This is a genomic window from Arthrobacter sp. 01N442 (assembly GCF_056399345.1).
The window spans coordinates 29,646-51,969 of the sequence record NZ_JBFTRD010000006.1; the positions used below are offsets into that span (position 1 = coordinate 29,646).

The 22,324-nt window shown below is 63.1% G+C and carries 21 protein-coding genes and 2 pseudogenes; 11 read left to right on the top strand and 12 right to left on the bottom strand.

Translation table 11 applies throughout. The features are described 5' to 3' along the window. Nucleotides 1-10 precede the first annotated feature (10 nt). Nucleotides 11-253: an exodeoxyribonuclease VII small subunit gene (locus tag AC1DNC_RS13120; RefSeq protein ID WP_476862975.1), complete on the bottom strand. Its 243-nt coding sequence runs from the start codon at nucleotides 251-253 to the stop codon at nucleotides 11-13. 106 nt (nucleotides 254-359) lie between these two features. Then, nucleotides 360-1,646 carry an exodeoxyribonuclease VII large subunit gene (xseA, locus tag AC1DNC_RS13125; protein WP_476862976.1) on the bottom strand — a complete coding sequence of 429 codons (1,287 nt, stop codon included), beginning with the start codon at nucleotides 1,644-1,646 and terminating at the stop codon, nucleotides 360-362. Nucleotides 1,647-1,848: 202 nt separating this feature from the next. On the opposite strand from xseA, the gene AC1DNC_RS13130 reads away from it, so the two are divergent. Both AC1DNC_RS13130 and AC1DNC_RS13135 read left to right on the top strand, forming a co-directional pair. Further along, nucleotides 1,849-2,712 (top strand): hypothetical protein, encoded by an 864-nt coding sequence (locus AC1DNC_RS13130; protein ID WP_476862977.1) that lies wholly within the window; start codon nucleotides 1,849-1,851, stop codon nucleotides 2,710-2,712. A 22-nt stretch (nucleotides 2,713-2,734) separates the two neighbouring features. After that, complete coding sequence (locus AC1DNC_RS13135) at nucleotides 2,735-3,826, top strand: 4-hydroxy-3-methylbut-2-enyl diphosphate reductase (RefSeq protein ID WP_476862978.1); 1,092 nt, start codon at nucleotides 2,735-2,737, stop codon at nucleotides 3,824-3,826. A 37-nt stretch (nucleotides 3,827-3,863) separates the two neighbouring features. Here the strand turns inward: AC1DNC_RS13135 and AC1DNC_RS13140 are convergent, their stop codons facing one another. After that, nucleotides 3,864-5,162, bottom strand: coding sequence for a DNA recombination protein RmuC (locus AC1DNC_RS13140; RefSeq protein WP_476862979.1), 1,299 nt, complete (start codon nucleotides 5,160-5,162; stop codon nucleotides 3,864-3,866). Nucleotides 5,163-5,306: 144 nt separating this feature from the next. Here AC1DNC_RS13140 and ychF point away from each other — a divergent pair, with 144 nt between their 5' ends. Next, on the top strand, nucleotides 5,307-6,392 hold the full coding sequence (gene ychF / locus AC1DNC_RS13145) for a redox-regulated ATPase YchF (RefSeq protein ID WP_346960224.1): 1,086 nt from the start codon (nucleotides 5,307-5,309) through the stop codon (nucleotides 6,390-6,392). A 239-nt stretch (nucleotides 6,393-6,631) separates the two neighbouring features. Here ychF and AC1DNC_RS13150 read toward each other — a convergent pair whose 3' ends face one another. The 6 genes from AC1DNC_RS13150 to AC1DNC_RS13175 all read right to left on the bottom strand — a co-directional run bounded on the left by AC1DNC_RS13150 (nucleotide 6,632) and on the right by AC1DNC_RS13175 (nucleotide 11,374). After that, nucleotides 6,632-6,952, bottom strand: coding sequence for a helix-turn-helix transcriptional regulator (locus tag AC1DNC_RS13150; protein ID WP_476862980.1), 321 nt, complete (start codon nucleotides 6,950-6,952; stop codon nucleotides 6,632-6,634). Beyond that, nucleotides 6,940-7,311: an AraC family ligand binding domain-containing protein gene (locus AC1DNC_RS13155; RefSeq protein WP_476863206.1), complete on the bottom strand. Its 372-nt coding sequence runs from the start codon at nucleotides 7,309-7,311 to the stop codon at nucleotides 6,940-6,942. The genes AC1DNC_RS13150 and AC1DNC_RS13155 overlap by 13 nt, the downstream gene beginning before the upstream one ends. A 12-nt stretch (nucleotides 7,312-7,323) precedes the next feature. Further along, complete coding sequence (locus AC1DNC_RS13160; protein ID WP_476862981.1) at nucleotides 7,324-7,983, bottom strand: GntR family transcriptional regulator; 660 nt, start codon at nucleotides 7,981-7,983, stop codon at nucleotides 7,324-7,326. Nucleotides 7,984-8,106: 123 nt separating this feature from the next. Continuing rightward, nucleotides 8,107-9,126: a transketolase family protein gene (locus AC1DNC_RS13165; protein WP_476862982.1), complete on the bottom strand. Its 1,020-nt coding sequence runs from the start codon at nucleotides 9,124-9,126 to the stop codon at nucleotides 8,107-8,109. Next, nucleotides 9,123-10,001: a transketolase gene (locus AC1DNC_RS13170; RefSeq protein WP_476862983.1), complete on the bottom strand. Its 879-nt coding sequence runs from the start codon at nucleotides 9,999-10,001 to the stop codon at nucleotides 9,123-9,125. The genes AC1DNC_RS13165 and AC1DNC_RS13170 overlap by 4 nt, the downstream gene beginning before the upstream one ends. 35 nt (nucleotides 10,002-10,036) lie before the next feature. Beyond that, the gene (locus AC1DNC_RS13175; RefSeq protein ID WP_476862984.1) at nucleotides 10,037-11,374 is read right to left on the bottom strand and encodes an MFS transporter; all 1,338 of its coding nucleotides are present in this window, start codon (nucleotides 11,372-11,374) and stop codon (nucleotides 10,037-10,039) included. Nucleotides 11,375-11,624: 250 nt separating this feature from the next. Here AC1DNC_RS13175 and AC1DNC_RS13180 point away from each other — a divergent pair, with 250 nt between their 5' ends. The 3 genes and pseudogenes from AC1DNC_RS13180 to AC1DNC_RS13190 all read left to right on the top strand — a co-directional run. Continuing rightward, nucleotides 11,625-12,401 (top strand): SDR family NAD(P)-dependent oxidoreductase, encoded by a 777-nt coding sequence (locus tag AC1DNC_RS13180; RefSeq protein WP_476863207.1) that lies wholly within the window; start codon nucleotides 11,625-11,627, stop codon nucleotides 12,399-12,401. 150 nt (nucleotides 12,402-12,551) lie between these two features. Next, on the top strand, nucleotides 12,552-12,821 hold the full coding sequence (locus AC1DNC_RS13185; RefSeq protein ID WP_476862985.1) for a hypothetical protein: 270 nt from the start codon (nucleotides 12,552-12,554) through the stop codon (nucleotides 12,819-12,821). 140 nt (nucleotides 12,822-12,961) lie between these two features. Beyond that, a pseudogene (locus AC1DNC_RS13190) lies at nucleotides 12,962-13,102 on the top strand (recombinase family protein); the annotation flags it as partial. A gap of 322 nt (nucleotides 13,103-13,424) precedes the next feature. Here AC1DNC_RS13190 and AC1DNC_RS13195 read toward each other — a convergent pair. Both AC1DNC_RS13195 and AC1DNC_RS13200 read right to left on the bottom strand, forming a co-directional pair. Continuing rightward, nucleotides 13,425-15,479, bottom strand: coding sequence for a DUF262 domain-containing protein (locus AC1DNC_RS13195; protein WP_476862986.1), 2,055 nt, complete (start codon nucleotides 15,477-15,479; stop codon nucleotides 13,425-13,427). 1 nt (nucleotide 15,480) lies between these two features. Next, entirely contained in the window at nucleotides 15,481-16,821 is a 1,341-nt protein-coding gene (locus tag AC1DNC_RS13200; RefSeq protein ID WP_476862987.1) for a DUF262 domain-containing protein, read from the bottom strand. A gap of 198 nt (nucleotides 16,822-17,019) precedes the next feature. Here AC1DNC_RS13200 and AC1DNC_RS13205 point away from each other — a divergent pair. The 3 genes and pseudogenes from AC1DNC_RS13205 to AC1DNC_RS13215 form a co-directional block, all read left to right on the top strand. Further along, nucleotides 17,020-17,411 (top strand): annotated as a pseudogene (locus AC1DNC_RS13205) (DDE-type integrase/transposase/recombinase); the annotation flags it as partial. Nucleotides 17,412-17,495: 84 nt separating this feature from the next. Further along, on the top strand, nucleotides 17,496-17,876 hold the full coding sequence (locus AC1DNC_RS13210; protein ID WP_476862988.1) for a hypothetical protein: 381 nt from the start codon (nucleotides 17,496-17,498) through the stop codon (nucleotides 17,874-17,876). A 379-nt stretch (nucleotides 17,877-18,255) separates the two neighbouring features. Further along, complete coding sequence (locus AC1DNC_RS13215) at nucleotides 18,256-18,780, top strand: hypothetical protein (RefSeq protein ID WP_476862989.1); 525 nt, start codon at nucleotides 18,256-18,258, stop codon at nucleotides 18,778-18,780. A 422-nt stretch (nucleotides 18,781-19,202) separates the two neighbouring features. On the opposite strand, the gene AC1DNC_RS13220 is transcribed toward AC1DNC_RS13215, so the two are convergent. Beyond that, complete coding sequence (locus AC1DNC_RS13220; RefSeq protein WP_476862990.1) at nucleotides 19,203-19,424, bottom strand: hypothetical protein; 222 nt, start codon at nucleotides 19,422-19,424, stop codon at nucleotides 19,203-19,205. A gap of 346 nt (nucleotides 19,425-19,770) precedes the next feature. On the opposite strand from AC1DNC_RS13220, the gene AC1DNC_RS13225 reads away from it, so the two are divergent. After that, nucleotides 19,771-21,645 (top strand): leucine-rich repeat domain-containing protein, encoded by a 1,875-nt coding sequence (locus tag AC1DNC_RS13225; protein WP_476862991.1) that lies wholly within the window; start codon nucleotides 19,771-19,773, stop codon nucleotides 21,643-21,645. Further along, entirely contained in the window at nucleotides 21,638-22,174 is a 537-nt protein-coding gene (locus AC1DNC_RS13230) for a hypothetical protein (protein WP_476862992.1), read from the top strand. The genes AC1DNC_RS13225 and AC1DNC_RS13230 overlap by 8 nt, the downstream gene beginning before the upstream one ends. The last annotated feature ends 150 nt before the right edge of the window (nucleotides 22,175-22,324 follow it).

The window sequence follows — 22,324 nt, forward strand, 5'->3', positions numbered from 1 at the left end:
CAGCCCGGGGTCAGTTTTCCTGGCCGGCCTGGTCCCGGGCGGCGGCGAGACGCTTGCGGGCGCCCTCGAGCCACTGTTCGCAGCGCTTGGCGAGGGCCTCCCCGCGCTCCCAGAGCGCGAGCGATTCCTCGAGGCTGGCGCCTCCTGCCTCCAGCCGGCCCACCACGCCGACGAGTTGTTCGCGGGCCTCCTCGTAGCTGAGGGCGTCGATGTCGGTGTTCGGTGTCGGGGTTGCTGCGTTTTCTGCTGCCATGCTGGTGCTCCTTGCGTGGATGCGGTGCCACCCGAAGCCGGGGCTTGTTCGGGCGCTTTGCGGGGTCTGGGAAATCTTGGGGTGTTTGGGTTGCCTGGTGGGCCGGTCAGTCCTCGGCAGGCACCTGGCCGCCGGTGGACTGCGCCGTGAACTTACCGCCCGCCACCCGCACGGCCAGCGCGGTGCCTGGCGGTGCCTGGTCCGGGTGCCGCACCACTTCATGGCGCGTCCCGGGAGCGGTACTGCCGACGTCAAGCTGGACGACGGCGTAACCGCGGTCGAGCGTTTTCTGCGGTGAGAGTGCACGCACCTGGGCCTTGAGATGGACCAGCTGATCGGCCGCCCGTACCACTGCGGTATTGATCGCCGCGTGTGAGCGGCTTTTGAGCCGCTCGACGTCGTCGTGCCGGGCGGTGACCATGCCCTCGGGGGCTGCCAGCACCGGGCGGGAGCGGAGCGCGGCCAGCCGGTCCTTTTCCCGCTCCACCAAGCGGGTGACACCGCGGCGCAGCTGCTCCCGGGCCTGCCGGACCCGTGCCAGTTCCTCCACGACGTCGGGCACGATCCGTTTCGCCGCATCGGTGGGCGTCGAGGCGCGCAGGTCAGCAACGTCGTCGAGGATGGGGCGGTCGGCTTCGTGGCCGATCGCACTGACGACCGGCGTGGCCGCGTCGGCGACGGCCCGGATGAGCTCCTCGCTGCTGAAGGGGAGCAGGTCCTCGAGGGCGCCGCCGCCGCGGGCGATGACGATCACGTCAACCACCGGGTGGGCATCGAGCTCCTTGAGCGCGCCGATGACCTGGGCCACGGCAGTGTTGCCCTGCACGGCCACCTCGCGGATCTCAAATTCGACGGCGGGCCAGCGCAGCGCCGCGTTGCGGAGGACATCCTTTTTCGCATCCGAGTCGCGCCCGGTGATCAGGCCGATCCGGTGGGGGAGCAGCGGCAGCCGCTTCTTGCGGGAATCGGCGAACAGCCCCTCCGCCGCGAGGGCCTGGCGCAGCCGTTCGATCCGGGCCAGCAGGTCGCCCAGCCCCACCGGCCGGATGTCCTTCACCGACATGTTCAGCCGGCCCGTCTTGAGCCAGAATTCGGCCTTGAGCAGCGCCACTACCCGGGAGCCGCGCTCCAACGGGGTGGCCTGGCGGTCCAGGACGTTGGTCCACACCGAGGCCGGAAGGGAGATCTCCGCATCGATGTCCCGCAGCGTGAGGTAGGCGTTGGTGCCGCGCCGGTTGAGCTCGATGACCTGGCCTTCGACCCATGCCGAGGGCGCACGGTCGATGTGCATCTTCAGCTTCTGCGAGAGCAGCTGCAGGGGCCAGGGATTGTCCGGGCTGGTGTCCGCGGCAGTTGCCGGCAGGGTGCTGGCCGCGGCGGTGTCTTCAGACATGCCGGTGGCCGCCGGCGGATGGTGCCTGGTGCTGGTGCATGGGGGACAGATCCTTTGATGGAGGCGGGGAGTGCTTCAACTCTATCCATAGCTCTACCAGCAGGGCCGGACGTTTTGGCCGGCTGCTTTACGGTGCCCTGCTTTCGGGTTCGCTGCGCCGGCACCGTAGGATGGTCTACTCCCAACCTCCTAGGAGACTTTCGTGCGCACTTTTGTCTCGGCCGTTGCCGTGCTGATCGGCCTGGCTATGGCCGCTGTTGCCGTCCCGGCCATGTGGGTGGACCGGAACATTGTCCAGGAGGAGGGGTTCGTCGCGCTCACCGCCCCGCTGGGCAAGGATCCGGTCTTCCAAAAGAGGCTGGCGACGGCCGCAGTGAACGGCATGTCTTTTGGCGGCCAGCAGCTTCCAGACCCCGTGGCCGCGGTGGTCAAGCCGATCCTGGCGGACGCCGCAAAGTCCCTGGTCTCCATGCCCGGTTATTCGGATGCCTGGGCCGAGACCCTGCGCAGGAGCCACCGCCTCAGCTTTGCCGACCCGCGCACGCTTCCGCCGGAGGTCGACGGCACCACTTCCCTGACCTTGGATGTCGCCCCGCTGGTCGGGTTGGTGGTCAAGCGCGTCTCGGAAGCTTCCCCGGTTCCGCTCAAGGCGCCGGAACAGGTGCGCATCAACATCGGCCAGTCGGACCAGCGCCAGCTCATTGAACGGATTTCCGCCTACGCGCCGATGGGCTCTGCCGTGGCCGTGGGCTCAGCCATCGCGTTCATCCTTGCCTTCGTCGCTGCCCGGCGGAAGTGGACGGTGTTGGCCGGCACCGGCCTTGGCGGCCTGGTCCTGGCCGGAGTTTGGAAATTCGGCTCGGATACGGCCGGCAGCATGCTCCAGGGGACCGGGACCGGCAACGACGTGGCGGAGATCTTCAAGCGGGAGTTCGTAGCGGCCGCCACGGCCAGCTTCGGCCAGTGGATTACGGCGGCCCTGCTGGCGGGCGGCGCGCTACTGGCGGCCGGGATTGTGCTCCGGGTTGTCCGCGGGCGCCGTCCTGCGCCAAATGTCCGGCCCTAGCGAACACCGGTAGCATTGGGGAATGACCTCCACCGCAGTATCCATTCCGATGCCCTCCGTTCCGCGCCGGCGGCGAACGCCGGAAGAAGTGCTGGCGGCGGCCCCCGTGACCGGACCGAAGAAGGTGCTGCTCGCGGCCCCGCGTGGCTATTGCGCCGGCGTCGACCGTGCGGTCATCGCCGTGGAAAAAGCGCTTGAGCACTACGGTCCGCCCGTCTACGTCCGCAAGCAGATCGTGCACAACGTCCACGTGGTCAGTTCCCTCGAGGAAAAGGGCGCGATCTTCGTTGACGAAACCGATGAGGTCCCCGAGGGCGCCCTGGTGATCTTTTCCGCCCATGGCGTTTCCCCGGCTGTGGTCCAGTCCGCGGAGGACCGCGGCCTGCGCACGATCGACGCCACCTGCCCGCTGGTGACCAAGGTGCACCGCGAGGCAGTCCGCTTCGCGAAGGACGACTTCGACATCCTGCTGATCGGCCACGACGGCCACGAAGAGGTCGAAGGGACCGCCGGTGAGGCGCCCGAGCACATCCAGATCATCAACGGCCCGCACGAGGTCGACAAGGTGACGGTCCGTGACCCGGAGAAGGTCATCTGGCTCTCGCAGACCACGCTGAGCGTGGACGAGACCATGGAAACCGTGCGCCTCCTGAAGGAGCGTTTCCCCACTCTTCAGGATCCGCCCAGCGACGACATCTGCTACGCGACCACCAACCGGCAGGTCGCCATCAAGAAGATCTCGCCCCAGGCGGACCTCGTGATTGTGGTGGGTTCGGCCAACTCCTCGAACTCCGTCCGCCTCGTCGAGGTCGCCCTGGAATACGGGGCCAAGGCCTCCTACCGGGTCGACTTCGCCAATGAGGTGGACGAGTCCTGGTTCGAAGGCGTTGCCACGGTCGGTGTGACGTCGGGGGCTTCGGTGCCGGAGGTGCTGGTGAAGGACGTGCTGCGCCTGCTGGCCGACTACGGCTACGGCGCCGTCGAGGAAGTCGTCACGGCTGAGGAAGACCTGCTCTTCTCGCTGCCGAAGGAACTCCGTGCCACCCTCAAGCAGGCCGGGGACGTTTCCCGCGCCCTTGGCGGCCGCGGCGCCCGCCCGGCGAACCAGTCCTAACGCCGCCGAGCAGTCCTAGCCTTAGCCGGGCGACAGCCTAGGCAGCCGACTCTTCCGGGTCGCCGCTGCCCTCGGCCGTGCCCGCGCTGTCGTCGTCGTCTTCTGCGAGGGATGTATCCGCCTGCCGGGTGACCTGCTGCAGCTCCGGCGCCGCCAACGAGCGCGGTGTCGCCTCGACAGTGATTGGGGTTGCGAGTCCGGCGGTTTCCAAGGCGTTGAGTTTCCGTGCCGTCGGCAGCACCCTGGCCTCCAACGTGCCGACCAGGGAGTTGTAGCGGTCCACCGACGTTTTCAGCGAGGAGCCCAGCTTCGAGACGTTCTCGCCCAGGGTTCCCATCCGCTCATAGAGCTGCTGTGCCAGTTCGAAGAGTTCCCGGGCGCTGTCCGTGAGCACGTCCTGGCGCCAGGTGAACGCCACTGATTTGAGCACCGCCAGCAGGGTCCCGGGCGAGGCAAGAACGACGTTTTTGGACAGCGCGTAGTCCAGCAGGGCCGGATCTGCCGTGAGCGCGGCGGCCAGGATGGACTCTGCTGGTAGGAAGCAGACCACCAACTCCGGAGCATTTCCGGGGATATCCCAGTACTTTTTGTTGCTCAGGGCGTCCACATGCGCCTTCAGGGCCTTCGCATGGGTAGCCAGCAGCGCCTGCTGGCCGTTCAAGGTTCCGCCGCCGGCGGCCCGTCCGCCCGTGGAAGCGCCGAGTTCCTGCGCTTCAAGGTAGGCCGTCAGCGGCACCTTGGCGTCCACCACGAGCTGCTTGTCGCCGGGCAACTGCACCACAAGGTCGGGCCGGACGGAGTTCTCGGCCGCGGAACCGGAGCTGTGCAGCTGCTCATGGAAGTCCACATGGCGCAGCATGCCGGCTGCCTCGACCACGCGGCGCAGCTGCACTTCGCCCCACTGGCCGCGCGCGCTGTTGGAACGCAGGGCGGATTCGAGGGCATGCGTCGAGCGCAGCAGCTGTTCGTCCGAGAGCCTCGCTTCCTGCAGTTGCTGGGCCAGCTGGCCGTATTGTTCCAGCCGGTCCCGTTCCAGGAGCGAGACCTGCTGCTGGACCGCTGTGAGCTTCTCGGCCACGGGGGCCAGCGCGCGCAGCACGCTGCCGTCCTGGGTCCGGGCGTCACCCAGCTCGCGGTTCTGGGCCGCCAGCAGGCGGCGTTCGGCGTCGGCGGCGGCGAACTGGGCGCTGACCTCGGACAGGCGCGCGGAGACGCCGTCGAAGTCCTGTTCGAGGCCGGCGCTGCGGCGCCGCAACACCACGAAGGTGAAGGCGGCGCCCGCGACGGCCCCGATCAACAGCATCAACAAGGCGAGAATGAGTGCAAAAGCGTCCATGTCTTCACTCTGGCACGCAGCACTGACACTTTTAGCCAGTGACGCACGGGGCCCTCCCTGTGTGGGAAGGGTGAGGGACGCCGACGGCGAACAACGCCCAGCTGCCGCAGGGGACCGGCCCGTTTACCGGTAGAATCAATACTCGTGGCTCTTACTATTGGCATCGTCGGACTGCCCAACGTCGGCAAATCAACTCTTTTCAACGCACTGACCCGCAACCAGGTGCTCGCGGCGAACTACCCGTTCGCCACGATCGAGCCCAACGTCGGCGTCGTGAACCTGCCGGACCCGCGGCTTGAGAAGCTCGCCGCCATCTTCGGATCGGCGCGCCTGCTGCCGGCCGCCGTGTCCTTCGTGGACATCGCCGGCATCGTCAAGGGGGCCTCCGAGGGTGAGGGCCTGGGCAACCAGTTCCTCGCGAACATCCGTGAGGCCGAGGCCATCGCGCAGGTCGTGCGCGTGTTCGACGACCCCGACGTCATCCACGTCGACGGCAAGGTCGATCCCCGCTCGGACATGGAGACGATCAACACCGAGCTGATCCTGGCGGACCTGCAGACCATCGAGAAGGCCGTCCCCAGGATCGAAAAAGAAGTCAAGATCAAGAAGCGCGAAGCCGCCGAGCTGGCCGCCGTCAAGGCTGCGCAGGCCGTGCTGGAGCGCGGCGACACCATCTTCTCCTCGATCAAGAGTGACAAGCTGGAGATGGAACACCTCAAGGAGCTCGGTCTCCTCACGGCCAAGCCGTTCATCTACGTCTTCAACGCGGACGAGGGAATCCTCGGCAGCCCCGAGAAGCAGGAAGAGCTGCGCGCCCTTGTGGCCCCGGCCGACTGCATCTTCCTCGACGCCAAGCTCGAGTCCGACCTCGTGGAACTGGACGAGGAAGAAGCCCGTGAAATGCTGGAAATGAATGGCCAGGACGAGTCCGGCCTCGATCAGCTGGCCCGCGTCGGTTTCCACACGCTGGGCCTGCAGACCTACCTGACCGCCGGACCCAAGGAGACACGGGCCTGGACCATCCACCAGGGCGACACGGCACCGCAGGCCGCCGGCGTGATCCACTCGGATTTCCAGCGCGGCTTCATCAAGGCCGAGGTGGTCTCCTTCGATGACCTCATCGAGGCCGGTTCGATGGCCGAGGCCAAGGCCCGCGGCAAGGTCCGCATCGAAGGCAAGGAATACGTCATGGCCGACGGCGACGTAGTTGAATTTAGATTTAATGTATAGTTCTTGACTTCCCTGAAACGTTTGCGATAGCCGCTAAGAACACATGTTCTTGGCGGCTATCGCTTTTGCGACCGGGTTGCCAGGTGCCTCCCCGAAAGATTGACGCAGTCATTTTCTTGTAGATCCTTATCTTTTCAGGCACGCGTTGCGATGTTGGTGAGAAACCGCGCAGGCCCTTCGCGGGCGCCGTCGGGGAGGGCCAACTAGATTTAGGACGTCCGTCCACTAAGCCTTTGGCGCTAGTTCCTAGGGGTTTCGCCGGAGTCGCTCAGAAAATGCCGGTCGAAGTTGGACAGGTTTGAGAAGCGCACTTCGTAGCAAATTTCGGAGATGGCTTTGTCGCTGTGTTCGAGCAGGCGCCGGCGTGTGCCAGCCAGAGTTTGCGGACCAAGTGGCTGAAGTTCCGCCCCGTGGCGCATTTGAAGTATTTCGAGAAGTTGGACCGACATTCCCACGAGTGCCGCCGCCTCGGACATCTTGACGCTTCCGGTGTGATTCCCGAACACATACTCGAGAACGAAATCCACCACGGCCGCAGCGTGGCTGTTCAGTTGCGGCATGAACCATTCGTCGGCGAGACAGCGCCGTTCCTCCTCAGGCGAGTGAGTAAGCGTCGCGAAGCGGCCGCCGTCTCGGCAGTGTGCCCGAGGAACTCGATCCCACGCGCGGACAGTTCCAGCAGGGGTTTGATTTCGCTCATTTCCGGAACGCTGGAAGCTGCTTGCTGAACCCATCTTCCATCAAACTGGATAACTGCACGCCGCTCCAGCACTTCTCCGGGTTCAAGCTCGCTGACCCAGTGGTGCGGCAGGCCGGCACCGATCAAGGACACGTGCCCAGCTTCGAACGTGCCGATATGGTCCCCGACGATGAATTTGCCCGTGCCCTTCCTGATGAGGTGGATCTCTTCGGAAGATATCGAGCTGAGGGTCTAGGTGACGAGGTTGTCTGCGGCGCCGTCCATATGCTCGCGGATCGTTTTGCGGGCCAGGGTGGCGTCGCCGGTTTCGATGGCCGCGACGATCTCGCGGTGCCGGTCTACGCCCATGTTCCTGACCCCTTTCTCCCGTCCGGCGAACATGATGGACATTCGGATGGATCCTTCCAGTGATTCCCAGGAGTGGAGCAGTGTTTCATTTCCGGTCAGCCGGCACAGGGTGCGGTGGAATTCCATGTCGGATTCGATCCGCTCTTCCAAGGACGCATCCTGAGCTGCCTCCATGGCGTCAATGGTCTGATGCAGGGAATCGATGGCAGCTTCGCGGTCCGGGAGCTCGCACAGGGTGCGTGCGGCCAATGATTCGAGGGCCGCCCGTACGGCGAAAATATCGCGGATTTCCTTTTCGTCAAGGTGCCGGACCGAGAGTCGACCGCGCGGCCCCGGGGACAGCAGACCTTCCTGTTCCAACTGGCGGAGAGCCTCACGCAGCGTTCCCCGGCTGATCTGCAGCATTTCCGAAAGCTCGGTTTCCACCAGATGCCGGCCGGGCTCCAGCTCTCCACTGGTGATGGCGGCGCGCAGTGCTGAAACCGCCTGCTCGCGCAGGTTCTGCTTCTGCAATCCCAGCAGCGGGGCTGTCGTTCCGGCCATGGCCCATCCTCAGTGTTATACGTCGACTGTTTACAGTTGGTTGTCTGATGATACGGCAGAAAGCACGGCCCCGGCGGGGCCGGTGCCGTGCTTTCTGAGTTATACGCAGCCAGCCGCGGGCGGTCAGCTGAGTTCGGCGAGGACCTTGGCCACGATGCGGTCCACGGCCAGGCCGTAGCGGTCGTGCAGGGTGGGCAGGGCGCCGGCGTCCAGGAACTGGTCCGGTAGCGCCACGGGAACCACGCGCTTGCCCACTCCGGCGGTGACGACGGCGGACGCCACCGTTTCAAACAGGCCGCCGACCAGAGAGTGGTTTTCCAGCGTGACGGCGAGACGGTCGGTGTTGATCTCAGCCAAGACGGTTTCGGCGTCGAACGGCTTGACGGTGGGGGTGTGGACGACGGCGACGTCCACGTTGTGGGCTGCAAGTGCCTCGGCGGCCTGAAGGGCACGCATGGTCATCAGACCGGAGGAGATGAACACGACGTCGTTGCCGCCACGCAGAACCTTGGCCTTGCCCAGTTCGAAGGTGTAGCCGTACTCGTCGAGGACGGTAGGGACGCTGCCGCGCAGCAGGCGCAGGTAGGTCGGACCGTCGCTGGCCGCCAACTGGGGGACGGCCTGTTCAATGTCAATCGAGTCGCAGGGGTCCACGATGGTCAGGTTGGGCATGCCGCGGAAGATGGCCATGTCCTCGGTGGCCTGGTGGCTGGGCCCGTACCCTGTGGTCAGTCCGGGGAGACCGCCTACGATGTTGACATTCAGGTTTGGTTCGGCGCTGTCCAGGCAGAGGAAGTCGTAGGCACGCCGGGCCGCGAACACCGAGTAGGTGGAGGCGAACGGGACCAGCCCCGTTTCGGCGAAGCCGGCGGCGGCGCCGAACAGCAGCTGTTCGGCCATGCCCATCTGGAAGAACCGCTCCGGGAAGGCCTGGGCGAAGATGTGCATGTCGGTGTACTTGCCCAGGTCGGCGGTCAGGCCGACGATCTTGTCGTTTTCCTGCGCGGCTTTGACCAGGGCGTGCCCGAACGGTGCGGATGCGGTCTTTTGGCCGGCGTCAGCGAAGGAGGCGATCATCGCCGAGGTCTTCAGCTTCGGCTTGGCGGCTGTCGTGGTGTCGGGGGCCTCGGTTGTGGTGCTCATGCTGAAGCCTTTCCTTCGTAACCGGCGGTGAGTTGTTCGCGGCAGGTCAACCATTCGTGTTCTTCGATGCGCATGAAGTGCGCCTTTTCGCGGTTTTCCAGCAGCGGAACGCCGCAGCCGACCTTCGTGTCGCACAGGATCACGGAGGGTCGTCCGACGGCGGCGGCCTGGGCGGCTGCGTTGTCGAATGCCGCCAGCAGCGCGCCGACGTCGTTCCCGTCCACCCGCTGGGTGTACCAGCCGAACGCTTCCCATTTTTCCGTCACCGGTTCGGTGCGCAGGACGGTGTCTGTTTTGCCGTCGGCTTGCAGGGCGTTGATGTCCACCATCGCGGTGAGATTGCCCAGCTGGTGGTGGTGGGCCCCCATGGCGGCCTCCCACGTGGAGCCCTCGTCCAGTTCCCCGTCGGAAAGGAAATTGAACACCCGGGCGCTCGAGCCCTGGTGGCGCAGTCCCAGGGCCATGCCGACGGAGATGGTCAGTCCGTGGCCTAGGGAGCCGCCGGAGATTTCCATGCCGGGGGTGTATGTGGACATCCCGGACATGGGCAGGCGTGAATCGTCCGAGCCGTAGGTCTCCAGTTCCTCCACTGGCACGATTCCGGCCTCAGCCAACGCGGCGTAGTGGCCGATAGCGTAGTGGCCGGTGGAGAGCAGGAACCGGTCCCGGGCTTCCCAGTGCGGGTCCTCGGCGCGGAAGGTGAGTTGGTCCCCATAGACGGTGGCGAACATGTCCGCTGCGCCGAGCGCCTGGCCTACGTACCCCTGTCCCTGCACCTCGCCCATGTTCAGGGCGTGGTGCCGTATCCGGTACGCCGCGGCGCTGACGTTCGTCACGCGGTCCTGGTCTACCCGCTCGGCGGTAAATGTTGGCATTGCTGGCTCCGTTTTCGTCTTAGTCGTTGCGGTGATCAAGCGTTCACCATGTGGGGGGTGCTTTTGGTGGCTTCCTCGGCAAGCTCGCGCTCACGCTTGCCCCAGGTTTCCTTGGTGGTGATGGCGGCCCAGAGGCCGATGGCTGCGTAAAGAGCGAACAGCAGTGCCGGGCCCATCCAGCCGAAGCTCACGAATAGCAGTGTCGTGATGAAGGGCGTGAAACCGGAGACAGTGGCCGAGATCTGGTAGGCCAGCGAAGCCCCGGAGGAGCGGGTGTTGGCCCGGAAGAGCTCCGGGAACCAGGCGCCCTGGGCGCCGGCGAGGGAGTTCTGGCAGACGGCGTAGGAGATCACGAGGGTGGCGATAATGAAGAAGAACATTCCCGTGTTGACCAGAAGGAACATCGGAATCGCAAAAAGCAGGGCGAACGCGCAGGACCACACATACAGCGGCCGGCGGCCGATCCGGTCCGTGAGCGCCGCCCAGGCCTGGGTGGCGAAGATGCCGATGGCCGAGGCGATGCACAGGGCCACAAGGGTTTGGGTCTTGTCCGCCAAGTGCTGCGTGTTCAGGTAGGAAATCATGTAGGTGATGGACACGGCGTAGCCGGCGGTCTCCGCGATGCGCAGGCCGATGCCCTTAACGATGTTCCGCCAGTCGCTCTTCAGGACCTCCACGATGGGGGACTTCACGATGGTGCCGGAGTCCTTGACCTCATCAAAGACCGGCGACTCGGGGACCTTGGATCGGATGATCAGGCCGACCATGACGAGCACGATACTGGCCAGGAAGGGGATGCGCCAGGCGAGCTCGCCGCCGAGCTGTGCGCTGGAGAGGAAGACCAGGTTGGCCAGCAGCAGACCCACCGGGAAGCCGGCCTGGACCATCCCGGTGTACTTGCCTTTCGATTTCCAGGGTGCGTGTTCGTAGCTCATCAGGATGGCGCCGCCCCATTCCGCACCGAAAGCCAGGCCCTGGACGATGCGGACGAGCACCAGCAGAGCCGGGGCCAGCAGACCAACTTGGCTGTAGGTGGGGAGCAGGCCAATGACGAACGTGGCAATGCCCATGAGGATGAGCGAGGAGACCAGCACGGGCTTGCGCCCGAGCTTGTCGCCGAGGTGGCCGCCGATGATGCCGCCGATCGGACGGGCGGCGAAGCCAACGCCGAGGGTGGCAAATGCGGCCAGCGTCCCCGTCACGGGGTCGCTGCCGGGGAAGAAGGCGGTCCCGAAATACAGTGCCGCAGCGGTGCCGAAACCGATGAAGTCATACGTCTCAATCACAGCGCCGACGCTGGAGCCGATGGCTACCCTTCTGGCGTCCTTGGTGCCGTGTACGTGGCCCCGCATGTTCAGAGCTTCATTGCTCATGAGTTTTCGTCCCTTTCGATGAGCGAGGGCACCTGGCCCCAACGCTGTCGACTGTTAACAAACCTGACTCGAACAATAGTGACCTAGGTCATGGTGGCTGTCAACAGTCGATGTTCAGGGTTGACTGTCGACAGTCACCCGGCTTACAGTGATTCGCATCACCCTGCAGATCAACAACGCCGCGCTCAACGACCACCGCTGGATTGCCCTGCAGGCCCAACAACGCACACCCCATTTCCCAAGGAGCATCATGAGCCACACCGTCCAGCGCACCGCAGTCCTCACCGGGGCGACCTCCGAGCGCGGCATCGGCATTACCACCGCCCGCCGCTACGCCAGCCAGGGATGGGCTGTCGTGATCCTGGATCTCGATGGCGAGAAGTCCGCCAAGGTCGCCGCAGAAATCGGCAACGAATTCGACGTCCCCGCCTTCGGCCACGAAATCGACGTGGCCAACGAAGCCTCCGTCATCGCCGCCCAGGCCGCAGTAGCGGCCGAAGTCAATCGGGGCAGCCTTCCCCCCGTGGGTGCCCTGGCCAACATCGCAGGCATCACCTCCCCGGTCCCGTTCCTCGAAACCACCCTTGAGCTCTGGCACAAGATCATGGACGTCAACGCCACCGGCACCTACCTCGTGACCAAGGCGTTCCTGCCGGACATGATTGCCAACGGCTGGGGCCGGATCGTAAACATGTCCTCTGTCTCCGCGCAGCGGGGCGGGGGCGTGTTCGGCAAGGTTCCCTACTCCGCCGCGAAGGCCGCCATCCTTGGCTTCACCAAAGCACTCGCCCGCGAACTCGGCGCCACCGGCGTTACCATCAACGCAATCACCCCCGGGGCTGTTGACACCAACATCCGCGTCGGCAGCACCGACGAACAGGAAGCCGCCATCAACGCCGGCATCCCCCTTGGCCGGAACGCCACCACCGAAGAAGTGGCCGCAGTCATCACCTTCCTGTCCTCGCAGGACTCGGCTTACCTCACCGGCACCACCATCGACGTCAACGGCGGAAGTCACCTCCACTAACACGTCCCGCCGCCCACAGGAGTCGGCCATGACAAGGGGCGTTTCAAACGCCCCTTAGATTCACCAAAGAAGCCGTGGCCGGTTCCCGCGACGTCCACTCCGGCCGTACGAGGAAATCCCGGCACCAGGCGCGAGAAACGAGGTTCGGAGATGACTGCTGACCCATACCCCTACCATGACTGGAGTCGGCTGGTCGGGACACCGGTGGAAATCCGTAAGGACTTCTCGGTCGTCCGGGCAGGAATTGTTGACGACGTCATGCCCGATTCTTCCGCGCTTTGGGTGGCTTCCGACAGCAGCAATGGACGAGAACTTTTCGCCGCAGCGGAAGGCTACCAAGTGTGGATCCGGCCCCGGAAACTCGACGGAAAGCTTTGCTACAAATTGGCGGCGAAACACCTTTCACCGCCAACCGCCTAAGTCCTATGCCAAACCAGACCGCCATAAATCGTCTCAGCGAGGGCGGTCCGGGGACTTTTCGAGTCAGGACGGCCTAGTGAGAACTAGGCTATACGCGCGTCAGTACGTGCAGCCAGGATGCCCAGCTTCAACTCGACGCCTTGGTCGCCGCCAGCGCGCAGAAGCGTGACGTCTTCGCCGATATGACTTCGGGAAGCAAGGCGGCAATCGAACGTCCCGGAATGAAACGGCTCCTCGAGTACGCACAGGAGGGCGACGCCGTCGTTGTGTGGCGGGTCGACGGCGGGGCGAAGAAGTGCGCGATGCCGGACCTGCCGTCCAATACTGGCTGCGCCTCACGGGACTCCTCCATAGCCGACCAAGCGCCACCAGCTGGGCTCCCATAATCCAATCAAGCACCAAACGACCTGTAGTCATGGGCAAGAGGTTATTCCGTGACGGAACGTGGTGGAGTTTCGCTTCTCGCTCTAACCTCTGGAGGCAAGAAGCAGGCCGGCGAGATCACCGGGTCGGACGAGGAGGCGTCGATGTCGCTCTTCCGGACCTCTCGTCCCACATTGAAGCTTCGCGCAACGGCCGGTTCATGGAGGCCATCGTGACGGGTCATTGCTTCCCGATTGCCGGACCACGCACGATTCCACCGCTTCGGGTGCCGAGTGCCCCGATCAGCAGCTTCAGCATCACTTCATGATGCGCCCGGACGTCTTCATCGTTCCAACTCCCGGTCTCCGCCCGCCGTGCCATCAGCTCGAGCTTCAGGCTCTGCCGGCGTGCGGCATGGTTGTTTGCCTTCTGCGCCGGCAGGTAGTTGCTGAACTTGGAGTTCGTGCTCACCGTGACCAGTGCCAGGTTGCCCAGCCAGTTCAGCAGGCTGCGGTCCTTGACTCGATACGCATCGGAGATGTGCTCGGCGTCCTCGGTACGGGGGGAGAAGTGCTCCACCGAAGTGCGGTAACTGAATGTGAAGTCCCACTGGTTCATCTCCTCGACCAGCAGGTAGTCGAGGTAGGTGTAAATGATGCGCGGGATCGCGAAACCGAGCGGCAGGCCGTCAGGCCCTACCTCCTCCTTCTCCGGATCCGGGGAGAGCGCCGCGTGCACACGCTCGAGAGTGTGCGCCTCGAGCCGGTCCAGGAAATCGCGCGCGGTGACCGGCTGGCCGCGGTCGGTGCATTCGGTGACATAGCGCAGCGTATCGGTGATCCAGTGCATGGTGCGCGGAGACGTGTAGGTGATGCGCAGGGCCGACTGCAGCAGCAGGATGCGACGCTGCAGGCTTCCCGGCCCGGTCCCGGTCTCATCGGCCACGAAAGTCGGGGGGTACCGCGGGGTGTCCTGCACCCGTCGGCCCTGGCTCGACGTGCCGCGCGCCAAGCGGTACAGCGACCAGTTCCCGGGCTCATCGTCGGTCGTCGACTCGTGCCCTCTGGTCAGGGTCGCGTCGCGTTTGAGTACGAACTGATCGAAAAGATACCGGATCCGCAGCAGGTCCGTGGTGAACGTCCGAACCCAGGCCGGGCGTTCAGCTGGCTTCTGCTCCTCGAGGCGTTTCGCGAAGCGGCTGACCAATTGCTTGTCATCGAGCTGCCGGTCGTCGCGCTTCGGGTCGTTGGTCGGTCCGTGCACGGCGAGGACGTGGAGCAGCAGGGTCGGGAACGTGATTTGGGAGGTGAACCGGTCCCCGCCGTCTGCGTCCACTGATTCCGTGTCGACGTCGTCGCGGGCGTAGGTCGTGACCGCCTCGTCGAGCGTCATCGCGGTGGAAGTCGGCGGTAGCTCTTCCTCATCGCGCGCCGGGTTGTCCTTGGACGGGCGGTCGATGAGCTGAGCGCGAAGTTTGGTGAAGTCCGCGGTGGGCACGGAGTCCCACTCCGACCCGAAGACCTCTGCGCGCAACTGGGCGTCACCGGCCGTGACGGTCATGCCCACGTAGTGCTCCATGTCTGCGCAGGCGGTCCAGACGCGGTTCAGCAGCTTTCGGTCCAACGGATCGGTCAGATGGCGTAGCAGTCGGGCTTTGACGATTTCCACGGGGCTGAGCTGGGCACCGCGGGTGTTCATGATCTCGAAGTACCGGTTCAAATCCGTCGTCCGGTCGATCGGCATGCGGATGAGGAGCACCCGGGTGAGCAGATAGTCGGTCACGCGCGGTGCCAGGAAGCGGGCGCCGGTCTTGTCTCCGTCGAGCAGCTGGTCGATGATCCGGGCTGCGCGGAGGATGCCGGAATCCTCGCGGTCGCTCTCTTTCTCCGGTTGGTTGAGAGAAGTGTCCGCGACGTCGCGTATTGCGCGGGTGGCTTTGTCTCGTGCCTCGTAGGTGAGAGGCTGCAGCTCGCTGATGCGTCCTCTCAAGTGCTGGCGCGAACTGAGCTTCGTCAGCAATAGGTAGAGGGTGGTTAGTCGCTGCTGGCCGTCGATCACGTCGAAGGGGTCGTCGGCGTGATGCGGAGGTGCGACCACGAGGTTGCCTAGGAAGTAGTCCTTCTGAACCTCCTGCTCTGCTTCGTCGAGGACGTCGTGGACGAGGCGGTGGATCTGCTCCTCGCCCCAGGTGTAATTGCGCTGGTACAGCGGGATTGAGTACTTCGGTGCGTCGTGGTCGAAGAGATTTCCGACGGGGATGGCCTGGACGTCGTCGGGTGCGAGGATCTGTGTCATCTCAGCCGGCCTCCTTCAAGAGGGCGAGGAGTTGCGCGTCCTCGGGATTCTTGGTGCGTGCTTCCTTCGGTGCGCTAACATCCGCGAGCGGCACATCTCTGGGATCGAGGCTGTCGCGGATGGTGGAGAAGACGTTGAGTGAGCTTAGCCCGTCGACTTGGGCGCTGAGTCCGCGTGCGTAGTTGTCAGTGGATCTCCAGCCGAGCCGCTCGTAGGCGAGGCGCAACGCATAGGCCCAGCGGAACAGGCGCGGACGGGCCAGAGGTAGGTCCGCTTCCGAATACTTGTTCGTGTAATACAGCGCTGCGGCGACGTACAGCTCTCGGCAATATCGGAAGCGGGCGCTGTTCCGGAAGGCTGTCAGCTCCGGATGAGAGATGCCGGCGCCGGTTGCGGGGAAGTAGAGCTCCTCGTCCAGGCGCTGGGACTCTTCGAGCATAAAGGAGGCGAAGTCGAAGAAGGACTTTCCCGCAGCGACCGGGGCATCGAGCTGATGCTGCGCACGTTTGAGATTTCGCAGCGCGACAAGATCGGGGGAGGGGTGCGCCCACGCCTGCAAGCCGGGCAGTACCGCCTTGGCAGTGCGGTGGTACTCCGCGCCGGGGAGGCGCCGCGTCGCCCGGCCGACCCCCTTGAAGAGGTCGAGATCGTCATTGGTGAAGTCGTGCGCAGGCAGGTTCCGGCTCCACCAATGGATCCGAGCGAGGTAGGTGCCGAAAAGCCGGTCCAGATCGTTTTCGTCGGCCTGCTCCCACTGCTCCACCACTGCTCGCTGCTCCGAGGCCGAGGCATCGGCCATCTCGCGAAGGTGGAAGGCCTTCAGGAGATCGTGTGGGCGCAGCGCCTTGCCGCGGAAGTTTTGCGAGTCGAAGAACCGGAACGCCTCGTCCTCGTCGTCGGTGACGATCCGCAACACTTGAGCCTTGGAGTCCAGGAAGTCCCGGTAGCCCGCGAGGCCGTGCTCGCCGCGTTCGAGAGCGGAGACGAGGCGGGCCAGCTCGCGGTGGACCTTATGGAGGGGCGTACTTCCTTCCGCGTGGTGATCACGCTTTTCGCCTCTCAGCAGTGCTCGTAGCAGGTGGAGGGTGAGCAGGCGCTGCTGCCCGTCCACTACCTCGAAGTGCGAGTCGTCGGGTCGCTTGAGAAGGATGACCGTGCCCATTATGTAAGGGTGCTCGGGCCTGGCGTTCAGAGCGTCCTCGACATCGGTGAACAGCTGCGCGGCGATGCGGGGCGTCCACGAGTACGGGCGCTGGAAGTCGGGGATCCGGAGCGAGGGGGCACCGGGGCCGAGGAGCTCGTCTACGGAGACGAACTCCAGTAGCTCGGTATTGATTGCCATGGGCCCGATCGTAGCTTAGGGACAGGACGGGGCCGGGCGGGTTCTTGCAACAAGCTCGAGCAATTCCTCCGAGTATCTGGGAAAAGCCCTCCATCTGGCACACCTCTCGTCTATCTTGGGTGGTATTGCGGCGTGGGGTCGCGATACGAAGCCCTGGCCTCCACGTGTTCATCGCCCCCCCTCGGGTGTTGAGGCCACCTGCATTCGAACCGGATCGTCGGGTACTCGATGGACGGGCGGATGAAAGCGTCCTGGCCGTCGCCGCCCTGGACCACGCCGTGGCGCTCAGGAAACCGGCCGGCACAGTGGTCCATAGCGATCGCGGGTCCCAGTTCAGATCCAGAAAGTTCGTCCTGGCTTTGAAGGCCCACGGCCTGAGCGGATCGATGGGCCGGGTAGGGCCATGCGGTGAAAATGCAACGATGGAATCGTTCTTCTCCCTGCTGCAAAAGAACGTCCTGAACCGGAAACGATGGGAAACCTGGGCCGAGCTCCGGCTCGCCATCACGACCTGGATCGAGCGCAGCTACCACCGAAAACGCCGTCAGCGCGCCCTCGGACGCCTGACCCCATCGAGTTTGAGAAAATAAAAAACGCGGCCTCAGCCGCATAGGAAATTATCAACCCCAGCTGTCAACTAAACCGTCAGCAGTCCCATTCTTCAGGAGGTACTTATGTCTCACGCGCCGCTCGCCGACGGACTATCCCGACGCAAGGCCTACCGCGCGATGTCCGTCATTGTTGGCGGATTAGGGATCGCGATCACCGTTTATGGCTTTGTCGCGAGCGCAGTCGCAGCGATTGTCATCGGACTCGTTCTTTTCGTGGTCGTCGGATTCGCCTTCTATGTTGCGGCGAACGTCACCATGAACAACGCCATATCTCGCGCTGCCGAAGCAGCTGGCGGTAGGGCCCACGGGGCAGAGTACATTCCCGCGATCCGCGGCTTGCATATTGACGCTTTTCAGCAGGCCAGGCTGAAAAGCGCGATGTCGGGGCAGCCGATCGATGACGCTTTCCGCTTCGAGATGGCGCGCCTTACATCGGGCGGATGATCCGGGGGCAACCTAAATTGCCCGTCACACGCGACGCGTGGCGGGCGATGTAGGTTGCCGGGGTCGGCTACAGCCTGAGCAGCGCGAGCTTGGCCCGAGCGCGAGCTTGGCCCGAGCACGCGCCAGGCGTGCTGTACCTCCTGCGGGTGCCGTCACGGCGACGACGCCTCCTCTCTGGCCGTCGAACGGGTTACGGCGGCAACTTCCTTGACGACAGTGAAGAGCATGCCCCTTACGGGGAATCACTAAATTTGTCTTGCGGAGATTCCGGCTAGGAACACTGTGAAAGGTTAGGGCAGAAGATTTCAGCGTGGTGTGTCCCTGCTGCAATCGCTGCCATGTTACTAATGGCTCAAACTAATGAAAGCGAGTTGAATTCATGAAGGCCTTTTTGGGGTTCATTCAGGCCGGTCTCGGTATTGGTGGGCTGATCGCTCTTTTCAATGGCCACTGGCTGGCCCTCTTCTTGTGCTGGGGTGGAGGCTTTCTGGTTGGTCTCCTCGGTCTTCGAGCGACGCGAGCTATTGAGGGCGTGAGTGAGGGTGGACGGGAAGCATCGAGGAACATCGGGGCCGCTATCGAGCAGTTACGACAAGGTAGCTATGATTCCGCAAACGGTCTGGTTATGGCCGCGGTCTCACAGTTTCGGATTGGTGGCGACAAAGACTTGTTGGTAGTTGCGCTGACCCTTCAATCAGTAACTATGGCTGCGGTGGGAAAGTCAAGTGCGGCTCATAAGGCGGCCATCGAAGCAAAGCAGCGTCTGACAAATCTGCCTCCTGCGATGGCACGTCAAACTGAAGAATTGAGAATGATCCTTTCGGTTGTTGATTCTGAGATTTCAAGCGGGAGTGAACCCGATCGAATTGTACGGAAGTTTCTTGAGTTGACCGACGCCACCTAGCTGCGCGTGACCGTCAGATAGCAGCGTCGTCGTCGGCATACGTCCAGTTCGGCAAGAGGTTGACTTGCTGCGGAGTGCGGACAACCTGGCTGTGAGGCGTCCCGCAGGGCGCACGCGCCGGAGGCCCAGCGCTCGGTGAGGTTATTCCGCGTCGGAACGTGGTGGAGTTCCGCTTCAACGTGTAAGGTCCGGATTCGCTGAGACCGTTTCGATGGCCGCCAAGAACACGTGTTCTTGGCGGCCATTCACTTTCCCGGGTTTGCGCTTGGAATAGGTACCGCCCGTGGGCGTTCCGCAACGCCGCCCAGCTGAACACGTAGCCGCAAGTTCCTGAGTGCCGTGCGGCAGGAACAATCGCTACGGCGAGAGCCTGATGGTCCAGGCCGCTGGGGGTATGGGTCAAAGGATACGACGAAACGAGTTCAAGCCTCGTCAAGGCGCTGAATGGACTCAAAGGGACAGCCCCGACTGAACTCATTCAACGATTGGAAAATACCCTCAAGCTTCGCCATTTCGTGGTGCATGGCTTCTTTGCTGATGGCAGCTTCATCAATCACCGTGAAACAGGTAAGGAGTACGACTTCATTTTCTATGAAGCGGAGCTGCAGGTCGGACGCTCCCGAACGCGAAATTGTGGCCTTCACAAAGAATGCACTGGAGTGGTTGGCGCAGGAGTTCTGGGGGCGAAGAAGAGTTGGAGGAATTCCATTCGAAGGTGCTGTTTATTGAGAACTAGGGACGGGACAGCATCCGTTTCGCCTCATTAGGAGTTGCGTTACCGCGACGGTTGGTCGCGTAACGGTATACGTTGTGAAATCGCAACTGGGAAGAACTATCGAACCGCGCTGAAATGGAGTCGCAGCTCGATGGGCTGATGTGTCAATATGACGTCGGCGCGATCGATCACGAAACGTCTGCCCTGAGAAGGATAGAGTCGACCAGCTCCCCCCAAGGCTGTACCCCCGAACACTCGAATAGAAGGAGCTCCACTTGGCTGCAATGGCCGGCATTGCTGCATTCATTATTGCTCTATGGATCAGCTATCAGATCTTCCCGAATCCGGGTACGGGAAGCATGAGCTACGCGGGAGGACGGTTTGTCTTCACGCTCGCAGTGACGATCGTCGTGTCCGTGATTGCGAGCAACGCGAGTAAGAGCCGACGTGAAGAACAGGAACGCCGTGACGCTGAGATTGAGCGTGAGCGAGAACTAGCGGAGCGTGAAGCGAAGCGGGCGCGCATCCAAGCCGCACTCGATCGCGAAGAGGCCCGCAGGTCTACTGCGGTAGCGGAGGCGAAAGCACGCGTGGGCTATCTTTGCACCCTTCTACACCGACGCGAACAAGAACGCCGGGACTATGGGCACCGACACGGGCGTTTTGCGTTCGGAGTGGTGTCCGACGAATTCCTGGCAGACATCGTGTGGGAGAAGCTCGGCACCCCGTGGGACCAGCGGCTCACCATTACAGCTGAGCAGATGGCATCACTGACCGGTGATCTGTACATCAACACGTATCGAAATCAGCGCCGGAAACTCAACCTGGAGGGTTTGCAGTACGCGACCAATATCGATGCGTTGAGCCTGCATCTGATTGACGAAGAAGTAGATCTGACTCCCATTGCGGGGCTAACCAGCCTTCGCCGACTAGAGGTTAGAGGCAGCGGAGTCTCAAGTATCGATGCCTTCGCCACTCTCGATGGGCTGCAGGATCTTAGGCTTGAAGGTCTGGCGAAGGTCAATGATTTTCGCCCCTTGGCGGGGCTCGAACGCCTCGCCCGGCTTGAACTCGCTTCGTTGTCGGATGAACTGGACCTTGATTCCATATTTGATTCCATATCGGGGTTGCCAGGGCTGACAAAGCTCGAGGTGCGTGACTGCCGGGTCTCTGACGTCATTGGTATATCGAATGTCCGGCAACTGCGGAAACTGGTGCTGTGCTCCACCGGTGACATCGTGGACCTTTCGCCCCTGGCCAAGCTCAAGCTCGAAAAACTCCGTCTTGAGAACACGCACATTTCTTCGCTCGGTAAGCTTGGGAAGCTGAGGGAACTCAAGTCACTCGTGCTTCGCGACGTCTCCGGTGTCGGCAACCTCGAACCGCTCGCCAATCTGGGTGGACTCGCTGAGCTCGAACTCACTGCCGTTCGCCTAGACCCCTACAAATACGAGCCGGGTAGCCTCGATCTTGGCCCCCTGCATCAACTCAACACTCTCAAAAAACTGAAACTGTCTGAGGGCGGCGCATTCACGGGCTTCACCAACTGGGCCGCCATTACCTCATTGACGAGGCTGGTAGAGATCGAGGTGGCAGGCTCTTTGCATTGGGATGGTGTGTTGGAGGCCATCTCAAACCTTGCTGGGCTCGAGATTCTCCGCATTTCGGCAGCGGTCCTGCCGCATCTGGCACCTCTCTCGGCGCTGGGGCAATTGAGGAGACTCGAGCTTCAAGGAGAGCTATTGGATGGGGGCCCCGCGACCCTCCGGGATCTGGAAGAGCTTTCTGCACTGCCCCGACTACAGACATTGGTCCTCGACACGTGCGGAGGGTGGGGCCTCTTACGCGACATCGGAAGGTTTGAGGCTCTTTCGCACCTCGAGCTGAAGAACTGCAGATTCTCGGATGACTATGAGGATCTCAGCCCGCTGGCCAATCTCAGCTCGCTCGAAACGCTGGTCCTGAGCAAGAACTCAAAACTTGTGCACGATCTTAGCCCGCTCGAGCAACATCCACGACTGAAAAGTCTCACATTGACTAGGGGGCCTTACGATCGTCGGTGGGATACCTCGCGCTTGGAGGGATTGCCGGGGCTGACAATCAGCACGAATACGCCGCCCACGAATTATTCTTGGAGGCCACATGCCTGACTACTGGTTGACCGTCGGGGCAGCCGCGTTGATTGCGGCCGTCACGAGCGCGATCGTCAGCATGTGGGGAGTTTCGCGAAACATCAAACATAAAGCGGTGATTGAAGAGAGACAAAACTGGCGTCAGGCTTTGCGTGAACTAGTCCCAGCATTCGTTGGCCAGGAAGACATGCGAGAGCGCGAGCGCATGCGCAACGCGATCGTCCTAAGACTCAACCCCTACAAGGATCGAGAAGCGGTCTGCCTGCTCAACAAATACGTCCTGACACCGACCCCCGAGGCTGGACATGAGTTAGTTGAGCACTTCCAAGAGATGCTCAAGCTCGAGTGGCAACGTGCGAAAAGAGAGTCCGGACTAATTCCATGGGGGGCGGGCTGGAGGGCCGGCCGTAATGTGGAACGACAGAAGCGGCGAGTCGCGAGCTCCGGTTCCAGTGACGCGAGCGACACGGCCTCTTCGCAGGTGACAGGTGCATCGGAGAGGCCCGAGCGAAGCACCCCCAACGCGGTTGGCAGTCGGACGATCTAGGCAGCAAAGCATACGTCCGTGCTCAGCCCTGTCGCCTCGGAACCATCTGCCCCAAAGGTTATTCCGCGTCGGAACGTGGTGGAGTTCCGCTTTAACGTGTAGTTCCTGACGCCTTTTGCCAGGGCCGCTAAGAACACATTTTCTTGGCGG